The 16,398-nt window shown below is 63.1% G+C and carries 11 protein-coding genes; 8 read left to right on the top strand and 3 right to left on the bottom strand.

All coding sequences use genetic code 11. From position 1 onward, the window contains the following. Nucleotides 1-425 precede the first annotated feature (425 nt). From pvdM to I5S59_RS25680, 7 genes are all read left to right on the top strand, one after another. Entirely contained in the window at nucleotides 426-1,781 is a 1,356-nt protein-coding gene (gene pvdM, locus I5S59_RS25710) for a pyoverdine-tailoring dipeptidase-like protein PvdM (RefSeq protein ID WP_197879078.1), read from the top strand. A 16-nt stretch (nucleotides 1,782-1,797) separates the two neighbouring features. Further along, nucleotides 1,798-3,069 (top strand): aminotransferase class V-fold PLP-dependent enzyme, encoded by a 1,272-nt coding sequence (locus I5S59_RS25705; RefSeq protein WP_197879077.1) that lies wholly within the window; start codon nucleotides 1,798-1,800, stop codon nucleotides 3,067-3,069. Between the two features lie 12 nt (nucleotides 3,070-3,081). Then, on the top strand, nucleotides 3,082-3,951 hold the full coding sequence (locus I5S59_RS25700) for a formylglycine-generating enzyme family protein (protein WP_197879076.1): 870 nt from the start codon (nucleotides 3,082-3,084) through the stop codon (nucleotides 3,949-3,951). Nucleotides 3,952-4,101: 150 nt separating this feature from the next. Further along, nucleotides 4,102-5,442 (top strand): lysine N(6)-hydroxylase/L-ornithine N(5)-oxygenase family protein, encoded by a 1,341-nt coding sequence (locus tag I5S59_RS25695; RefSeq protein WP_197879075.1) that lies wholly within the window; start codon nucleotides 4,102-4,104, stop codon nucleotides 5,440-5,442. 14 nt (nucleotides 5,443-5,456) lie between these two features. Next, complete coding sequence (locus I5S59_RS25690; protein ID WP_197879074.1) at nucleotides 5,457-7,106, top strand: cyclic peptide export ABC transporter; 1,650 nt, start codon at nucleotides 5,457-5,459, stop codon at nucleotides 7,104-7,106. 122 nt (nucleotides 7,107-7,228) lie between these two features. After that, nucleotides 7,229-9,730 carry a TonB-dependent siderophore receptor gene (locus I5S59_RS25685; RefSeq protein ID WP_232239984.1) on the top strand — a complete coding sequence of 834 codons (2,502 nt, stop codon included), beginning with the start codon at nucleotides 7,229-7,231 and terminating at the stop codon, nucleotides 9,728-9,730. Between the two features lie 192 nt (nucleotides 9,731-9,922). After that, nucleotides 9,923-11,131 (top strand): MFS transporter, encoded by a 1,209-nt coding sequence (locus I5S59_RS25680; RefSeq protein WP_197879073.1) that lies wholly within the window; start codon nucleotides 9,923-9,925, stop codon nucleotides 11,129-11,131. Nucleotides 11,132-11,206: 75 nt separating this feature from the next. On the opposite strand, the gene I5S59_RS25675 is transcribed toward I5S59_RS25680, so the two are convergent. From I5S59_RS25675 to I5S59_RS25665, 3 genes are read right to left on the bottom strand one after another with little or no spacing between them, the layout of a single operon-like run. Continuing rightward, nucleotides 11,207-12,529 (bottom strand): TRAP transporter large permease, encoded by a 1,323-nt coding sequence (locus tag I5S59_RS25675; protein ID WP_197879072.1) that lies wholly within the window; start codon nucleotides 12,527-12,529, stop codon nucleotides 11,207-11,209. Next, nucleotides 12,526-13,059, bottom strand: coding sequence for a TRAP transporter small permease (locus I5S59_RS25670; RefSeq protein WP_197879071.1), 534 nt, complete (start codon nucleotides 13,057-13,059; stop codon nucleotides 12,526-12,528). The genes I5S59_RS25675 and I5S59_RS25670 overlap by 4 nt, the downstream gene beginning before the upstream one ends. A 5-nt stretch (nucleotides 13,060-13,064) precedes the next feature. Next, nucleotides 13,065-14,084: a TRAP transporter substrate-binding protein gene (locus tag I5S59_RS25665; RefSeq protein WP_197879070.1), complete on the bottom strand. Its 1,020-nt coding sequence runs from the start codon at nucleotides 14,082-14,084 to the stop codon at nucleotides 13,065-13,067. A gap of 336 nt (nucleotides 14,085-14,420) precedes the next feature. On the opposite strand from I5S59_RS25665, the gene I5S59_RS25660 reads away from it, so the two are divergent. Beyond that, on the top strand, nucleotides 14,421-15,686 hold the full coding sequence (locus tag I5S59_RS25660; protein WP_197879069.1) for an OprD family porin: 1,266 nt from the start codon (nucleotides 14,421-14,423) through the stop codon (nucleotides 15,684-15,686). The last annotated feature ends 712 nt before the right edge of the window (nucleotides 15,687-16,398 follow it).

Here is a 16,398-nt window from a genome sequence, read left to right as displayed (position 1 = left end):
CTTCAGGAGGCTGAGTGGAGGTGTCTGGAGGGGGCTGGTGCGCAGCACCCTTCGGCCGTAGCCGAAGTTCGCGAGTCGGAGACTTGGCGAAGCAAGTCGTAGGCCGCGATGCCCCTGGAGGGCGCCGGAGCGAAGGGACCCGGAGCGAAGCGTAGGGCCGTATGCAGGAGCAGGCGGTTTTGGTTCCTTTTGCCAAGACAAAAGGGACCCGCCGTAAGGGCGGAAGGGGCCGGTAGCCTCGCCGCAGGGAATGGATAAGCTCACCATCCAATCACCCCGGAGCACCCTGAAGCACCCCCAGTATTCCGCGAAGCATCATAAATTTACCCCCCCGCCGCTCGTCCCTCCTGATACCCCCGTTTTGCCCTGCGGCCCGCCTGCGTGCCGGGGCAAGGCGTTCCGATCAGCCCAGCAACGAGATGGCAATGACCACGACCCGCTCCCGCAAAGCCCTGTACATCGGCCTGCCCCTTGCCCTGGCGGTGGCCTTGGGCGCCACTGCTGCCGGTTACGTCTACCTGCAGCAAAGCGCCGGTTACCCGCGCAAGATCGTCGAGCAGGCCAACGCCCTGCATGAGCACATGTTGTCGTTCGACAGCCATATCACCGTGCCACTGACCTTTGGCGCGGAAGGCAACGAGGCGGACAAGGACGGGCGTGGCCAGTTCGACTTGATCAAGGCCGGCAAAGGCCGTTTGTCTGGCGCGGCGCTGACCATATTCGGCTGGCCCGAACTGTGGAACGGCCCCAATGCACCGCATCGCCCTACTCCGGGCTTTGTCGACGAGGCCAGGCACCAGCAGGAAGTGCGCTACAAGATCATCAGCAACATGGTCCGCGAATTTCCCAACCAGGTCGGCATTGCCTACACCCCGGATGACTTCCGGCGCCTGAATGGCGAAGGCAAGTTCGCCATCTTCATCAGCATGCTCAACGCCTACCCGCTGGGCCGAGACCTGTCCCAGCTGGACCTGTGGGCCGCACGCGGCATGCGTATGTTCGGCTTCAGCTACGTGGCCAACAACGACTGGGCCGACTCGTCACGACCGCTGCCGTTTTTCAACGACACCCCGGACGCGCTGGGCGGCCTGTCGCCGTTGGGCGAACAGGCGGTGGCACGCTTGAACGACCTGGGGGTGATCATCGATGTGTCGCAGATGTCGACTCTGGCCCTGGAAGACGTCGCCCGCCTTAGCCGCACGCCGATGGTTGCATCGCACTCGGCGCCACGGGCGCTGGTGGATATCCCGCGCAACCTCAGCGACAAGGAAATGCAACTGATCAAAAACAGCGGCGGCGTGCTGCAGGTCGTAGCCTTCGGCACCTACCTCAAGCCGTTGAGCAAGCCGAGCCTGGAGAAACTCGAGGCCCTGCGCGCGCGCTTCGACCTGCAACCGCTGCAAGGCCTGGCCAACGCCTTGATGCCGGGCGATGCGGTGATCGCCATCTGGCCGGAAAAGCGCTTTGGCGAGTATGCCGGCACGCTCTACGACATCGTCGAGCAAGAACCCAAGGCCGACCTCAAGGCCTATGGCGATGCCATCGACTATGCCGTGAAGAAAATGGGCATCGACCACGTCGGCATCAGCTCGGATTTCAACGACGGCGGCGGCCTCGATGGCTGGAAGGATGTCAGCGAGATCCGCAACGTCACCGCCGAGCTGCTCAGCCGCGGCTATTCGGAGGCCGATATTGCCAAGCTGTGGGGCGGCAACTTCCTGCGGGTGTGGGCCGATGTACAAAAGGCCGCGCGCCCTGTCGCCAGCCTCTCCACTCCTTGAACAGGCAGCCTTCGCGATGACTGACCGTCGTACTTTTCTCAAGCAGGCGGGGCTGCTCGCCGCCAGCCTGCCACTGCTGCCCGAGGCGCTGGCCGGTGCGGCTCCGGCATTTAGCGGCAAAGACAAATGGCAACAGCTGCGCCAGCTGTTTCCCCTGGACCCGAACTACGCGCATTTCGCCAATTTTCTGGTCACCGCCCACGCAAAGCCGGTGCAGGACGCCATCGACTACTACCGTGCGCAAATCGACCGTCACCCGGCGCGCTGGGTCGACTGGGAAAGCGAAATCGAATGGCAGCGCGAGGGTGAGGTACGCGACTGGGCCGCCCGCTACCTGGCGGTTCGCCCCCGGCAGATCGCCCTCACCGGCAGCACCACCGAAGGCCTGGGCATGATTTATGGCCGCCTCAAGGTCGCCCCCGGGCAAGAGATCCTCACCACCGAACACGAGCATTACGCCACGCGCAAAACCCTGGAATTCCGCCAGCGCAACGAAGGCACCACGGTGCGCAAGCTGCGCCTGTTCCAGCACCCGCGCGAGGTGTCCCGCGACCAGGTGCTGGGCACCCTCGACAAGGCCATCAACGCCAACACCCGGGTGCTGGGCATGACCTGGGTGCATTCGGGCAGCGGGGTCAAGCTGCCCATCGGCGAGATCGGCGAACTGGTGCGCACGCACAACCGCGACCGCGACGAAGACCGGCGCATTCTCTACGTGGTCGACGGCGTGCATGGCTTTGGCGTCGAGAACGCCAACTTTGCCGACTTCAACTGCGACTACTTCATCGCCGGCACGCACAAATGGATGTTCGGCCCGCGCGGCACCGGGATCATCTGCGCCGCCAGCGAGTCGATGCGCAACCTGGTGCCGACCTTTGCCACCTTCTCTGAAGACAAGGACTTCGCCACCATCATGACCCCCGGCGGCTATCACGCCTTCGAGCACCGCTGGGCGCTGGGCAAGGCGTTCGAGCTGCACCTGCAACTGGGCAAGGCCGATGTCCAGGCACGCATTCACCAGCTCAACGACTACCTCAAGCAACGCCTGCTCGAACACCGGGCCATCGAACTGGTGACTCCGCTAAGCCCCGAGTACTCGGCGGGCTTCACCTTCCTGCGCGTCAAGGACCAGGACCCCGATGCCCTGGCCGCCTACCTCAACCACCACCGCATCGTCGTCGATGCCGTCGACCGCGACGTCGGCCCGGTGCTGCGCATGGCGCCCGGCCTGCTCAACAACGAGCAGGAAATCGACCGGGCCATGGACCTCCTGATCAAAAAAACCTGAATAGGCGCACTCATGTCTTTATCGCTCCCCTTCTACCGTTCGCTGGCCGCTGCGGTGGCCCTGCTGGGACTGTCCAGCGCCCAGGCCGCTACCCCCGGCGCACCCGGCAGCGTGTTTCGCGACTGCACCACGGCCTGCCCGGAAATGGTCGTGCTGCCTGCCGGCAGCTACCCGATGGGCACCCCGGATGACGAAGTCGGTCGCCAGCCCGACGAAGGCCCCCTGCACACCGTGACCTTTGCCAAGCCATTTGCGATCAGCCGCTTCCAGGTCACCGCCGGTGAATGGGATGCCTACTTGCGCGAAGCAGGCGTAACCATTGCCGACGGCGATACCCGGCCCGGGCGTGAATGCAGGGCCAGCAAGCCACGCTATAAACAGGAACCGCGCCAGCCCGCCGTGTGCATGAGTTACCACGACGTCCAGGCCTACACCCAGTGGCTGTCGAAGAAGACCGGCAAGCATTACCGCATGGTCAGCGAGGCGCAGCGCGAGTACGCCGCCCGCGCGGGCAGTACCGGTCCCTTTCCGTTCGCCATGGACCCGGACGGCGACTACCAGATCACCCGCAATGCCAATACCTACGGCCCGCGTGATGGCTACAGCTTCAGCTCGCCGGCAGGCAGCTACCCGGCGAATGCCTTCGGCGTTTACGACATGCATGGCAACGTCTACGAATGGGTCGCCGACTGCTGGCATGAGAACTATGTCGGCGCCCCCACCGATGGCAGCGCCTGGGTCGAACCGGGCTGTACCACGCGGCATATCCGTGGCAACGACTGGGGCGAGGCACCGATTTTTTCACGCTCTGGCAACCGTAACGACCGCCCTGCCGACACCCGTGGCGACTGGCTTGGCCGGCGCGTAGTGCGCGAACTCTGACCCCCGGCGCGCGGCCGGGCACAACCGGACCGCGCGCTAAATTCCACCGCTGCCCGCTCGTTTTCAAGCTAGATCCCCTGCTGCGACTCGCCGCCGCAGGGCCTGCTTTCTCATGCACCCGCCCAGCCTTCATTCAAGGAATTCACGCCCATGAGCCAGACGACTTCGCACGATACGCTCCACGACATGATCAGCGTGGGCTTCGGCCCTTCCAACCTGGCACTGGCCATTGCCCTGCAAGAGCGCGCGCAAAGCAGCGGCCAGGCGCTGAAGTCGCTGTTTATCGACAAACAGCAGGACTACCGCTGGCACGGCAACACCCTGGCGACCCAGAGCGAGCTGCAGATTTCGTTTCTCAAAGACCTGGTTTCGCTGCGCAACCCCACCAGCCCCTACAGCTTCGTCAACTACCTGCACACCCAAGGCCGCCTGGTCGACTTCATCAACCTGGGCACCTTTTACCCGTGCCGCCTGGAGTTCAACGACTACCTGCGCTGGGTGGCCGAGCACTTCAGCGACCAGGCCGTTTACGGTGAAGAGGTGGTGCGTATCGAACCGCACCTGGGCGGCAACACCGTCGACCTGCTCAAGCTGGTGTCGCGCGACAGCCAGGGCCGCGAACACACGCGCCTGACCCGCTCGGTGGTGGTCGGCAGCGGTGGCTCGCCGCGCATCCCGGCGGCGTTTGCGCCGTTCAAGCACGACAAGCGCGTATTCCACCACTCCCACTACCTGGCCTCACTGGAACAGTTGCCGTGTGCCCAGGGCCAGGCCATGCGCATTGCCATTATCGGCTCGGGGCAGAGCGCCGCCGAAGCCTTTATCGACCTCAACGACAGCTTCCCGTCGGTGAAAGTCGACATGATCCTGCGCTCCTCAGCGCTGAAACCCGCCGACGACAGCCCGTTCGTCAACGAGATCTTCGCCCCGGCCTACACCGACCTGGTGTTCGACCAGAAACCGCAGGACCGCGAGAAGCTGATCGAGCAGTACCACAACACCAACTATTCGGTGGTCGACATCGACCTCATCGAGCGCATCTACGGGATTCTTTACCGCCAGAAGGTCGCCCATCAGTTCCGTCACTCGGTACTGTGCCGCCGCGAAGTGGAGACCGTCAGCGCCCGCGACCAGGGTATCGAACTGACCCTGCGCGACCATGCCACCGGCAAAGACCAGACCCACCGCTATGATGCGGTGATCCTTGCTACCGGCTACGAGCGGCGTTCGCACCGCGACTTGCTGGCGCCCTTGCAGGACTACCTGCAGGACTACCAGGTCGACCGCCACTACCGCGCGCTGAGCGACGACCGCCTCACCGCCAGCATCTACTTGCAAGGATTCTGCGAAGCCTCCCACGGCCTGAGCGACACCCTGCTGTCGGTGCTGCCGGCGCGTGCCGATGAAATCAGCCAGTCGCTGTACCGCGCCCTGAACACGCCCCTGGCCACGCGCGAACGCGCCGTGGCTGCCGACCTGATCAACGCCTGAAGCGAGTGACGTCAATGACCCGTCCATCCCGCAGCGCCGTGCGTGACCTGTTCGGCCTGCTCAAACCGTTCTGGCCGCTGGTGGGGCTGTCCATCGCACTGGGCATGGTCGGTGGCCTCAGCGTGACCACGCTGCTGGCCACCATCAACGGCGCCTTGCACAGCGACAGCGGCCTGACCCAAGGCGTTGTCCTGGGTTTTGCCGGCCTGTGTGTGCTGGCGTTGCTCAGCTCGATCGGCTCTGACATCGGCACCAACCACGTCGGCCAGCACATCATCGCCACCTTGCGCAAACAGCTCGGCGAAAAAGTGCTGTCGGCCCCCATCGAGCAGATCGAACGCTACCGCAGCCACCGCCTGATCCCGGTGCTGACCCACGACGTCGACACCATCAGCGACTTCGCCTTCGCCTTTGCGCCCCTGGCGATTTCGCTGACCGTGGTGCTCGGCTGCCTGGGCTACCTGGCGATGTTGTCATGGCCGATGTTCCTGCTGATACTGCTGGCGATCGCCCTCGGCACCGCCGTGCAATTCATCGCCCGCTCCCGCGGCCTGCAAGGCTTCGAAGCGGCGCGCGAAGCGGAAGACCAACTGCAAAAGCACTACCACGCGATTGCCGAAGGCGCCAAGGAACTGCGCATTCACCGGCCACGGCGCCAGCGCATGTACCAGCAAGGCATCCAGGCAACGGCCGAGCGCATCTGCAACACGCAGATCCGTTCGATCAACACCTTCGTGATCGCCAAGAGCTTCGGCTCGATGCTGTTCTTTGTGGTGATCGGCCTGGCCCTGGCCATGCAGTCGCTGTGGCCCAGCGACAACAAAGCCGCGATGAGCGGCTTTGTGCTGGTACTGCTGTACATGAAAGGCCCGCTCGATCACCTGATCAGCACCCTGCCGATTGTCAGCCGTGCGCAGATTGCCTTCCGGCGCATCGCCGAGCTGTCGCAGCAGTTCTCTTCGCCCGAGCCGCACCTGCTGCTCAGCGACAGCAAAAAAGCACAGGCGCCGGTGCACAACCTGGAGCTTGTCGATGTCACCTACAGCTTCCCGCGGGTAGAAGGCGTCGAGCCGTTTCGCCTGGGCCCGGTCAATGTGCGCATCGAGCAAGGCGAGATCATTTTCATCGTCGGTGAAAACGGCTGCGGCAAAACCACGCTGATCAAGCTGTTGCTCGGCCTCTATGCGCCTCAGGGGGGCAGCATCACCCTTAACGGCGCAGCGGTCGGCGCCGAGAACCGCGACGACTACCGCCAGTTGTTCACCACCATTTTTTCCGACTACTACCTGTTCGACGATGTGGTCCAGGGCGACACGCAGATTCCGGCCGATGCCGACCGTTACCTGCGGCGCCTGGAGATCGACCACAAGGTGCGCGTGCAAAACGGCGTGTTCAGCACCACCGACCTGTCGACCGGCCAACGCAAACGCCTGGCACTGCTCAACGCCTGGCTGGAAGAGCGCCCGGTACTGGTGTTCGACGAATGGGCCGCCGACCAGGACCCGACCTTCCGGCGCATCTTCTACACCGAGCTGTTGCCCGACCTCAAGCGCCTGGGCAAGACCATCATCGTCATCTCTCACGACGATCGCTACTTCGATGTCGCCGACCAGTTACTGCGCATGAAAGCCGGCAGCGTGGTCACCCAGTTACACCCCGCCTGAACCTTCCCTTTTAAAAAATGGCCCGCCGTGAAGTTTTTTTTCCGGAATGCGGGCCTGCAAACGTCTCATCAGCAGTAATCAAAATCATTATCAATAAATTGCCAACATTCCAAGAGCACAACATGTCAGCACACGCCCTTTCACCCCTAGCAAAAGCGCTGATGATGCGCGGTCTGCTCAAGCCTCGCGTTTTATCCACGACCCTGGGCCTTGCCCTGGCCCTGGCCCTGCCATTGAGCGCCCAGGTTCAAGCACGCGAAGTGGTCTTCGACATTCCGGCGCAGCCGCTGTCCAGTGCTTTGCAAAGCTTCGGCCAGCAAGCCGACGTGCAGCTGCTGTTCAGCCCTGACGACGTCATGAACCTGCGCGCCACAGCGGTGCGCGGGCGCCTGCAACCGGAGGCGGCAATCCGCATGTTGCTCGGCGGTACGGGCCTGGCCTACAGCCTGCAGGGCGATACCTTGACGGTGACCGGCCGCGGTTCATCCAGCTCGGTCGAACTGGGCACCACCACCATTGCCGCGTCGGGGCTGGGGAGCACCACCGAAGGCACAGGTTCGTACACCACCGGGTCCACCAACACCGCCACCAAGCTCAACCTGAGCCTGCGCGAAACACCGCAATCGGTCAGTGTCGTGACCCGCCAGCGCATCGACGACCAGAACCTGCGCAGCATCGGCCAGGTGCTGGAGCAAACCCCCGGCATCAACGTGCAGAGCCCGGGCAGCGACCGCCTGTATGTGTTTTCCCGTGGCCTGGCGATCGACAACTACCAGTACGACGGCGTGCCTTCCACCTCCTTCGCCTTCAGCCAGGCCCTGCCGCAAGCGCTGTCGGACATGGCCATCTACGACCGGGTCGAAGTGGTGCGTGGCGCCACCGGCCTGATGTCGGGCGCAGGCGACCCCTCCGGCACCATCAACCTGGTGCGCAAGCGCCCCACCGACACCTTCAAGGGCTACGTCAGTGGCGGCCTGGGTTCGTGGGACCTGTACCGCGGCGAAGTCGATGTGTCCGGGCCGCTGACCGAAACCGGCAACCTGCGCGGTCGCGCGGTGGCCGCGTATCAGCAAGGCAACAGCTTCACCGATCACCTGCAGCAGGAAAAAACGGTGCTCTACGGCATCGTCGAAGCCGACCTGACCGACACCACCCTGCTCAGCGTTGGCGTCGAATACCTCAACAGCGATCCGCGCGGATTTTCCACCACCGGCCTGCCGATCATCGACAACAAAGGCAACCGCGTGCAGATGAAACGCTCCGACAACGGCGCCAGCCGCGACAGCACCAACCGTCAGGAGTCGGTCAACGCCTTTGCCTCGATCGAGCAGAAACTGGCCCACGACTGGACCCTGAAAGTGGCCGCCAACTCGCTGTACGGCACCCGTGACTACGACTCGGTGATCGTGGGCACCACCACCGGCTTCGTCAATGCCGCGACCGGCAACGGCCTGCGCTATACCGCCACCAAGGGTGACAACACCCAGGAACAGCGCGGCGTCGACATCATGCTGTCCGGGCCGTTCGAACTGGGTGGCCGCACCCACGACCTGGTGGTCGGCTTCAACTACCAGGATTACGAAAACCGCCGCAACGGCTTCGGCAACCTGACCGCCAGTGGTGGCAGCGACAACGGCGTCAGCGGCAAGCCGGTGAACATCTGGACCTGGGACAACTATGGCCCGAAGCCGGTTTACACCATGAACCGTGAAGACGACGACATCAACCAGTGGCAGAACGGCGCCTACCTCGCCACCCGCCTCAAGCCCACCGACGACTTGTCGGTGATCCTCGGTGCGCGGGTCAGCAACTACAAATACGATGCCTCGCTGCACTACAACGTGCCGAACATGGTGCGCTTCAACACCGACGACTCGGTCAAGGTCAGCGGCGAAGTCACCCCCTATGCCGGCATCGTCTACGACCTCAACGACGTGCACTCGGTGTATGCCAGTTACACCAGCATCTTCAAGCCGCAGCCCTATCGCGCACGCGACGGCAAGCTGCTCGACCCGCGTGAAGGCGACAACTACGAAATCGGCCTGAAGAGTGAATACTTTGGCGGTCGCATGAACAGCGCCATCGCCTTGTTCGAGGTCAAGCTGGACAACGATGCGGTCGCCGACGGCACCGTGGACGGCAACGACCTGATCACCGCCTACAAAGCGGAGAAAACCAAGACCAAAGGCATCGACATGGAAGTCAACGGCGAGCTCATGCCGGACTGGAACGTCGCGGCCAGCTACACCCATGCCGTGGTCAAGGACAATGACGGTGAACGGGTAAAGACCATCATCCCGGCAGACATGGTCAAGTTCTGGACCACCTATCGCCTGCCTGGCGAGCTGGACCGCCTGACCATTGGTGGTGGGGTGAACTGGCAGAGCGGTATCCACTTCACCGTGGACTCGTGGCAGTTGAATGCGCCGGCCAAGGCCAAACAGGGCGACTATGCGACGGTCAACCTGATGGCGCGCTATCAGCTGACCCCGCAATGGTCGACGACCGCCACGGTGAACAACCTGTTCGACGAGAAGTACATCAGCTCCCTGGATGACAACTTTTACAGCGGCTCGTACGGTGAGCCTCGCAGCTTTCTGCTGAGCACCAAGTACGAGTTCTGATTGCTCCGCCAGTGAATGCCGATCCGGTGTAGACCGCGTGATGGAGTATGGTCTTTGCCGGGTTGGCTTTTTTATGTGCGACCGTGCGAGCCGGTCGAATCTCCGGCAGATGTGCTCGCCGAAAAAATTGTTAACAACGCAACGAAACCTTTACCATGGCGCCCCCACCCGGTACCGGAGCCGTACTCAGTCATGCGCCACTGGCCCAGTTCCCTGCGCGCCCTGCGCCACCGCAATTTCCGCCTTTACTTCATTGGCCACTCGATTTCCACGCTGGGTACCTGGATCCAGCAAGTCGCCTTGTCATGGTTGATCTATCGGCTGACCGACTCTGTCGCCCTGCTCGGCCTGACCACGTTCGCCGCGCTGATTCCGCAATTGCTCGTGGGGCCCTTTGCCGGTGCCTGGATCGATCGCCATGACAAACGCCGGCTGCTGATCCTGGTCGAGTCGGCGCTCGCCCTGCAGGCCCTGGTCCTCGCCGGGCTGACCGCCAGCGAGCAGATCGGCCCGACCCTGATCGTTGCCATGGCCGCCCTGCTTGGCGTGCTCAATGCCGTGGACACGCCGCTGCGCCAATCGCTGCTCAGCCAGTTCGTCGACGACCGTCAGGACCTGGCCAACGCCCTCGCGCTCAACGCCATGCTGTTTACCCTGTCGCGCTTCATCGGCCCACCCCTGGCCGGCCTGTTGCTGGCGGTGGTCAGCGAAGCGGTGTGCTTTACCTTGAACGCGGTGTCGTACCTGGCGCTGGTCATTGGCCTTGCGTGCATACGCCTGGCGCCCTCACTGCGGGCCAGTGGTTCGTTTCGCAATGTCCTCGGCGAAGGGCTGCGCTATGCCCTGGACACCCCGCAGATCAAGCAGATGATGGTCAGCGTCATGGTGGTCAACCTCACCGCCTCCAGCTACGTGGTGCTGCTACCGGTATTCGCCCGCGATATCTTCGGCGGTGATGCCACCACCCTGGGCTGGTTGTGGGGCGCTGCCGGGCTGGGTTCGCTGAGCGCCAGCGTGATGCTGGCCGGCAACCGCAGCACCGCGGCCCTGCAGCGCTTGTTACTGATCTGTGCCGTTGCCAGTGCACTGGCCATGCTGCTGTTCGCCGCCAGCACCCAGATCGGCTTGTCGCTGGGTGCCATGGCTCTGCTCGGGTTCGGCATCACCGTGTGCAATGTCGGCACCAATATCCTGCTGCAAAGCGATGCCCCGGAGGCGCTACGGGGGCGGGTCGTTTCGCTGTACACCTCGACGCGCTTCGGCTTCGATGCCATCGGCGGCTTGCTCGCCGGTATGCTCGCCGCCCACCTGGGTGCGCCAGCCGTTCAGCTGGGGGCCGGTGCCTTGCTGCTGGTTTACTGTGCCTGGGCGGCGCGGCAACTGAAGCTCAAGCGCGGCTAAGTCGGTGCAGGTATCGGTGCAACGAAAAAGGCCGCCCGAAGGCGGCCCGAAAGGAGCACGGTACTCAATACATACTCAGAAGGTCAGCAACCACAAGCTCAGCCCCGGGAAGGCGACCAGCAAGGCAATGCGCACCAGGTCCGAACACAGGAACGGCACGATGCCCTTGGCGGTTTCGCCATAGGGAACATCGCCGGCACTGCGCTGGACGATGAACAGGTTCATGCCCAGCGGCGGGTGTATCAATCCGATTTCCACCACCATCAAGGCAAGGATGCCGAACCAGATGGACTTGTCGGTCTCGCTCATGCCGAAGAAATCCAGGCCCATGATCATCGGGTAGAAAATCGGAATGGTCAGCAGGATCATCGCCAACGAATCCATCACGCAGCCCAGCAGCAGGTACAGGCCAAGAATCACCAGCAGTACCAGCATCGGTGCCAGGCCGCTGCCGATCACCCACGCCGCCAGTTCACCGGGCATCTGGGTCAGCGCCAGCCCCGAGTTGAGCAGGTCGGCACCGAGCAGCACGAGAAAGATCATTGCCGTGGTTTCGGCGGTACCGAGCATGCTCGCGCGAAAGCCGCTCCAGCGCATGCCGCCCTGCCACAGTGCCAGTACACCACACGCGGCAGCACCAATGGACGCCGCTTCGGTCGGGTTGGCCCAGCCGCCGTAGATACCGACGATCACCACCAGGAACACGCCAATTACCGGCGAGACGTTGATCAACGCCTTGGCCCGTTCGGCCGGCGACGCCTTCTCCGATACGGTGGCCTGGCTCTCGTCACGGGCAACCATGACACGCAGCACGATCATGTAGCCGATGATCGCCAGTACGCCGGGGACGATAGCCGCGACGAACAGCTTGGCGATCGACTCCTGGGTCAACACCGCATAGATGATCAACGGCACCGAAGGTGGAATCAGAATGCCCAGGGTCCCCCCCGCTGCCACAGTAGCCGTGGCCAGGCGCCCCGAGTATTTGTGCCGGCGCAACTCTGGCAGCGCCACATGGCTCATGGTCGCAGCGGTTGCCAAAGAAGACCCGCAAATCGCGCCAAAACCGGCGCAGGCGCCAATGGCCGAAAGCCCCATGCCGCCTTTCCAGTGCCCGATAAAGGCCGCCGCACAGCGAAAGATCGCCTTCGACAAACCACCATGGGTGGCGAACTGGCCCATCATCACGAACAGCGGAATCACCGCCAGGTCGTAGTTGGACAGCCGCGAGTAGGCCAACGAGTTGAGCGTGAACAACAGGCTCGACAGGTCGCCATCGTTGATCGCCCAAAAGCACGCCGCGCCGCCCACCAGCATCGTGACGCCAATGTGCACCCGCAACAGCAACAGCAACGTGGTGATGCCCAGGGCGGTCAGCCCCAATGCCAAACCGCTCATGCGCGCCTCCCGGCTTTACGACAGATATCCTGAATACGCGCCAGCGCGCAGAAGCCCAGCAGCACCAGGCTGGGGACGATCAGCAACAGCGGGATCCACAAGGGGAATGCCAGCAGCGTGGTGGTCTCGCCAAACTCACGGCTGTCGAGCATCTGCAGCCAGGTGCGCCAGGCCAGAATCCAGGCCGCCGCACAGCACAGCAGATGACCGATGCCATCCAGCGTGTCACGCGCCAGCGCCGGCAACCACGAGGTCAGCGCATCGACTTTGATGTGCGTACCGCGCAACTCGCACAGCGGCAGGAACGCCGCAATGGCAATGGCGGCGCCGACTTCCACCAGTTCCATGTCGCCGCGTATGGGCATGGAAAACAGTTTGCGCCCGACGATGGACACCATCGACATGGCGACCAGGCCGATCAGCAACACGCCGCCGGCCAACGCAAAACTCTGGGTAAGCGCCAACAACGTGCGGCGCACCCACCCGCGATGCTGCTCGGCATCGAACTCGATAGTCAGAGATTCCTGCATGGCGGTTACTGCGCCAGGCCGGAGAGGCTACGCACGTCTTGCACCAGCGCCTTGCCATCCAGACCCTTTTCATCGGCCTCTTTGATCCACTGCTGCACAGCGTCGGCGGTTGAGGCTTGCATCAGGCTGTAATCTTTCGCGTCGATGGCTACCCGGCCTGCAGCCGGTGTGGCGACATAGGCGGCATCGCTGGCCTTGTCCCAGGCCGTGGCGAAACGTTCAGAGAGGACCTTGCCGCTGTTGCGCTCGATGATGGCCTGCAGGTCTGCCGGCAGGCTGTCGAACTTGCGCTGGTTCATCAGCATCGCCAGCACCGTGTAGCCGAATGCGGGCTGCCCGGCGGGGGTCACGCTGTGGTATTGGGTGACTTCATCCAGCTTGGTGGCGGGCACTACTTCCCAGGCCGCCAGGGCACCGTCAACCACGCCCTTGGAAATGGCTTCGGTCATCTGCGCCGGTGGCATGCTCACCGGGGTCGCCCCCAGACCTTCGACGGTTTTCGCGGCGGTGCGGCTCGATGCCCGCAACTTCAGGCCCTTGAGGTCAGCCAGGGTCTGCACGGCCTTGCCGCGGGTGTGCAGGTTCATGCCACCGTCACCGTGCACCACCAGCACCTTGTAGCCCTTGAAGTCGTCCTTGGCGTACTGCTCGTAGAAATTCCAGATGATCTCGTTGCCGGCCTTGCCGCCGTAGGGCAGTACGAACGGCAACTCCAGCGCCTCGACCCGTGGAAACTTGCCGGCCGAATACGCCGGCGCGGTCCAGACAATGTCGGCCACACCGTTACGCGCCATGTCGGCGAGCTTGGCCGGCGTTCCCCCCAGCTGCATCGACGGGTACAGCTGGCACTTGATGCGATCGTTGGATTCCTGGCGCAGTTGCTCGCACCACGGCTCGATGATGTTGACCTGAGCGTTCGAAGTAGAAGGCAGAAAGTGCGCAACCTTGAGGGTGACGGTTTCGGCCTGTGCCGACGCGGCGCCCGCCATGGCCAGGCACAAGGCAGTAATTGTCATTGTTTTCATGGTGTTAGCTCCGTTTTGTTGTTGTGGCCACGCTGGCGCGAAGGCTCTAAGGAAGCGCAATACGTTAATAAGTTAATTTTTTACCAGCAATTGTCAACCACTGCGCACGCCTTCACGCGTCGATGCAGGCGATTTACGCAGGTTGAAAAGTGAGATTTTGTCTTTCTATTTCAATGAATTAACAGCACGGATAGCTGCCATTGATGGTCCGTTATCTTTTCTTTTAGTGAAAAAGACTATTGTTAATAACTTAACAATATGGCTACATGATTTACGTGCGGCGCAAGGACCCAACGCCGTGCCAACACGCCAACAGCAATCCTAGAGACAACAACAATGACCAGGATTACACGCACTGCCCCGGCACTGGCCTGCCTGTTCGGTACCGCCTGTGGCTTCAGCCACATGGCACACGCCGACTTTCTCGGCGACACCAAAGCCAGCATCGAAGCCCGCAACATGTACATGAACCGTGATTTCCGCCAAAGCAACGCGCCACAGGCCAAGGCCGAAGAGTGGGCGCAAGGCTTCACGGCACGTATCGAATCGGGCTTCACCGAGGGCACCCTGGGTTTTGGCCTGGACGCCATTGCCGAAACCGCCATCAAGCTCGACTCCAGCCGCGACCGGCGCGGCACCGGCCTGCTGGCTTACGGCGCCGAAAGCCTGGAGCCGGAAGACACCTACAGCGAACTGGGCCTGGCCGCCAAAGTGCGGCTGTCGAAAACCGTGCTGAAGGTCGGTACGTTGCAGCCGCAGCTACCGGTGGCCGCCTACAACGACACGCGCCTGCTCTCCTCCACCTATGCCGGCAGCTTGCTGACGTCGCAGGAGATTGCCGGCCTGACCGTCAATGCCGGACGCCTGGAAAAGATCAACCAGCGCGACTCGTCGAGCAACGACGAGATGAACTACAGCGGTGTCGACAGCGCCCACCTCGACCTGGTGGGCGGCACCTACGCCCTGAGCCCGACACTGGCGCTGAGTTACTACTACGCGCAGATGGACAACATCTACCAGCAGCACTATGCCGGGCTGGTGCACAACGCCACCCTGGCCGAGGGCGTAACGCTCAAGACCGACCTGCGCTACTTCGACACCGGCGAACAAGGTGACCAGCGCTTTCGCAGCGCTGGGCGGGTCGACGCGGGGCGGATCGACAACCGCTTCTTCAACGGCATGCTGACGCTGGGTGTTGGCGCGCATAAATTCGGGGTCGGGTACCAGAACCTGTCCGGTGAGGGTGACTTCGCCTTCCCGGGCCTGGACCCGTACTCGGTCAACCTGGTGACGGTCAACACCTTCACCAAGGCCGAGACCGATGCCTGGCAGGCGCGCTACGACTATGACTTCGCCGCCCTCGGGGTGCCGGGTCTGGCCTTCATGACCCGCTATGTGAACGGCCGCAACATCGAAACGGCGCGGGTCAGTGGCGGCAAGGAATGGGAGCGCGACAGTGACCTGGTGTATGTCTTCCAGTCGGGCACATTCAAAGGTTTTAACGTTCGCCTGCGCAATGCCACCTTCCGCTCCAGCGGGGGCTTGACGTCCGATATCGACGAAAACCGCATCATAATCGGCTACACCTTGCCGTTGATGTGAGGCAGGGCCTTGCGGCCCTCATCGAAACCTGTAGGAGCCTGGCTTGCCGGCGATCGGGCGCGGAACGGCCGCAACACTGGCGACCCCGGCCAGCCTGACACACCGCATTATCCGCCATTGCTGGTGCTGCGCGCCAGATCGCCGGCAAGCCTGGCTCCTACGGCCAGAAGCATGAATGGCGTGTACCGAGAACTGTGGGAGCCTGGCTTGCCGGCGATCGGGCGCCGAACGGCCGTAACACCGGCGACCCCGGCTTGCCTGACACACCGCATTAGCCGCGATTGCTGGTGCTGCGCACCAGATCGCCGGCAAGCCTGGCTCCTACGGCCCACGGCCAGAAGCATGAATGGGGTGCACCGAGAACTGTGGGAGCCTGGCTTGCCGGCGATCGGGTGCGGAGCGGCCGCAACACTGGCGACACCGGTTTGCCTGACTCACCGCATTGGCCGCCATTGCTGGTGCTGTGCACCAGATCGCCGGCAAGCCTGGCTCCTACGGCCTACGGCCAAACGCATAAATGGCGTGCACCGAGAACTGTGGGAGCCTGGCTTGCCGGCGATCGGGCGCGGAGCGGCCGCAACACCGGCGACACCGGCTTGCCTGACTCACCGCATTGGCCGCCATTGCTGGTGCTGCGCACCAGATCGCCGGCAAGCCTGGCTCCTACGGCCTTCGGCCAGAAGCATGAATGGCGTGCACCGAGAACTGTGGG

It is taken from the genome of Pseudomonas alkylphenolica, assembly GCF_016009175.1.
GTDB classification, from domain to species: Bacteria; Pseudomonadota; Gammaproteobacteria; order Pseudomonadales; family Pseudomonadaceae; genus Aquipseudomonas; species Aquipseudomonas alkylphenolica_B.
The sequence above is the reverse complement of the archived record's forward strand: the minus strand, read 5'-3'. Positions and strand labels throughout refer to the sequence as shown.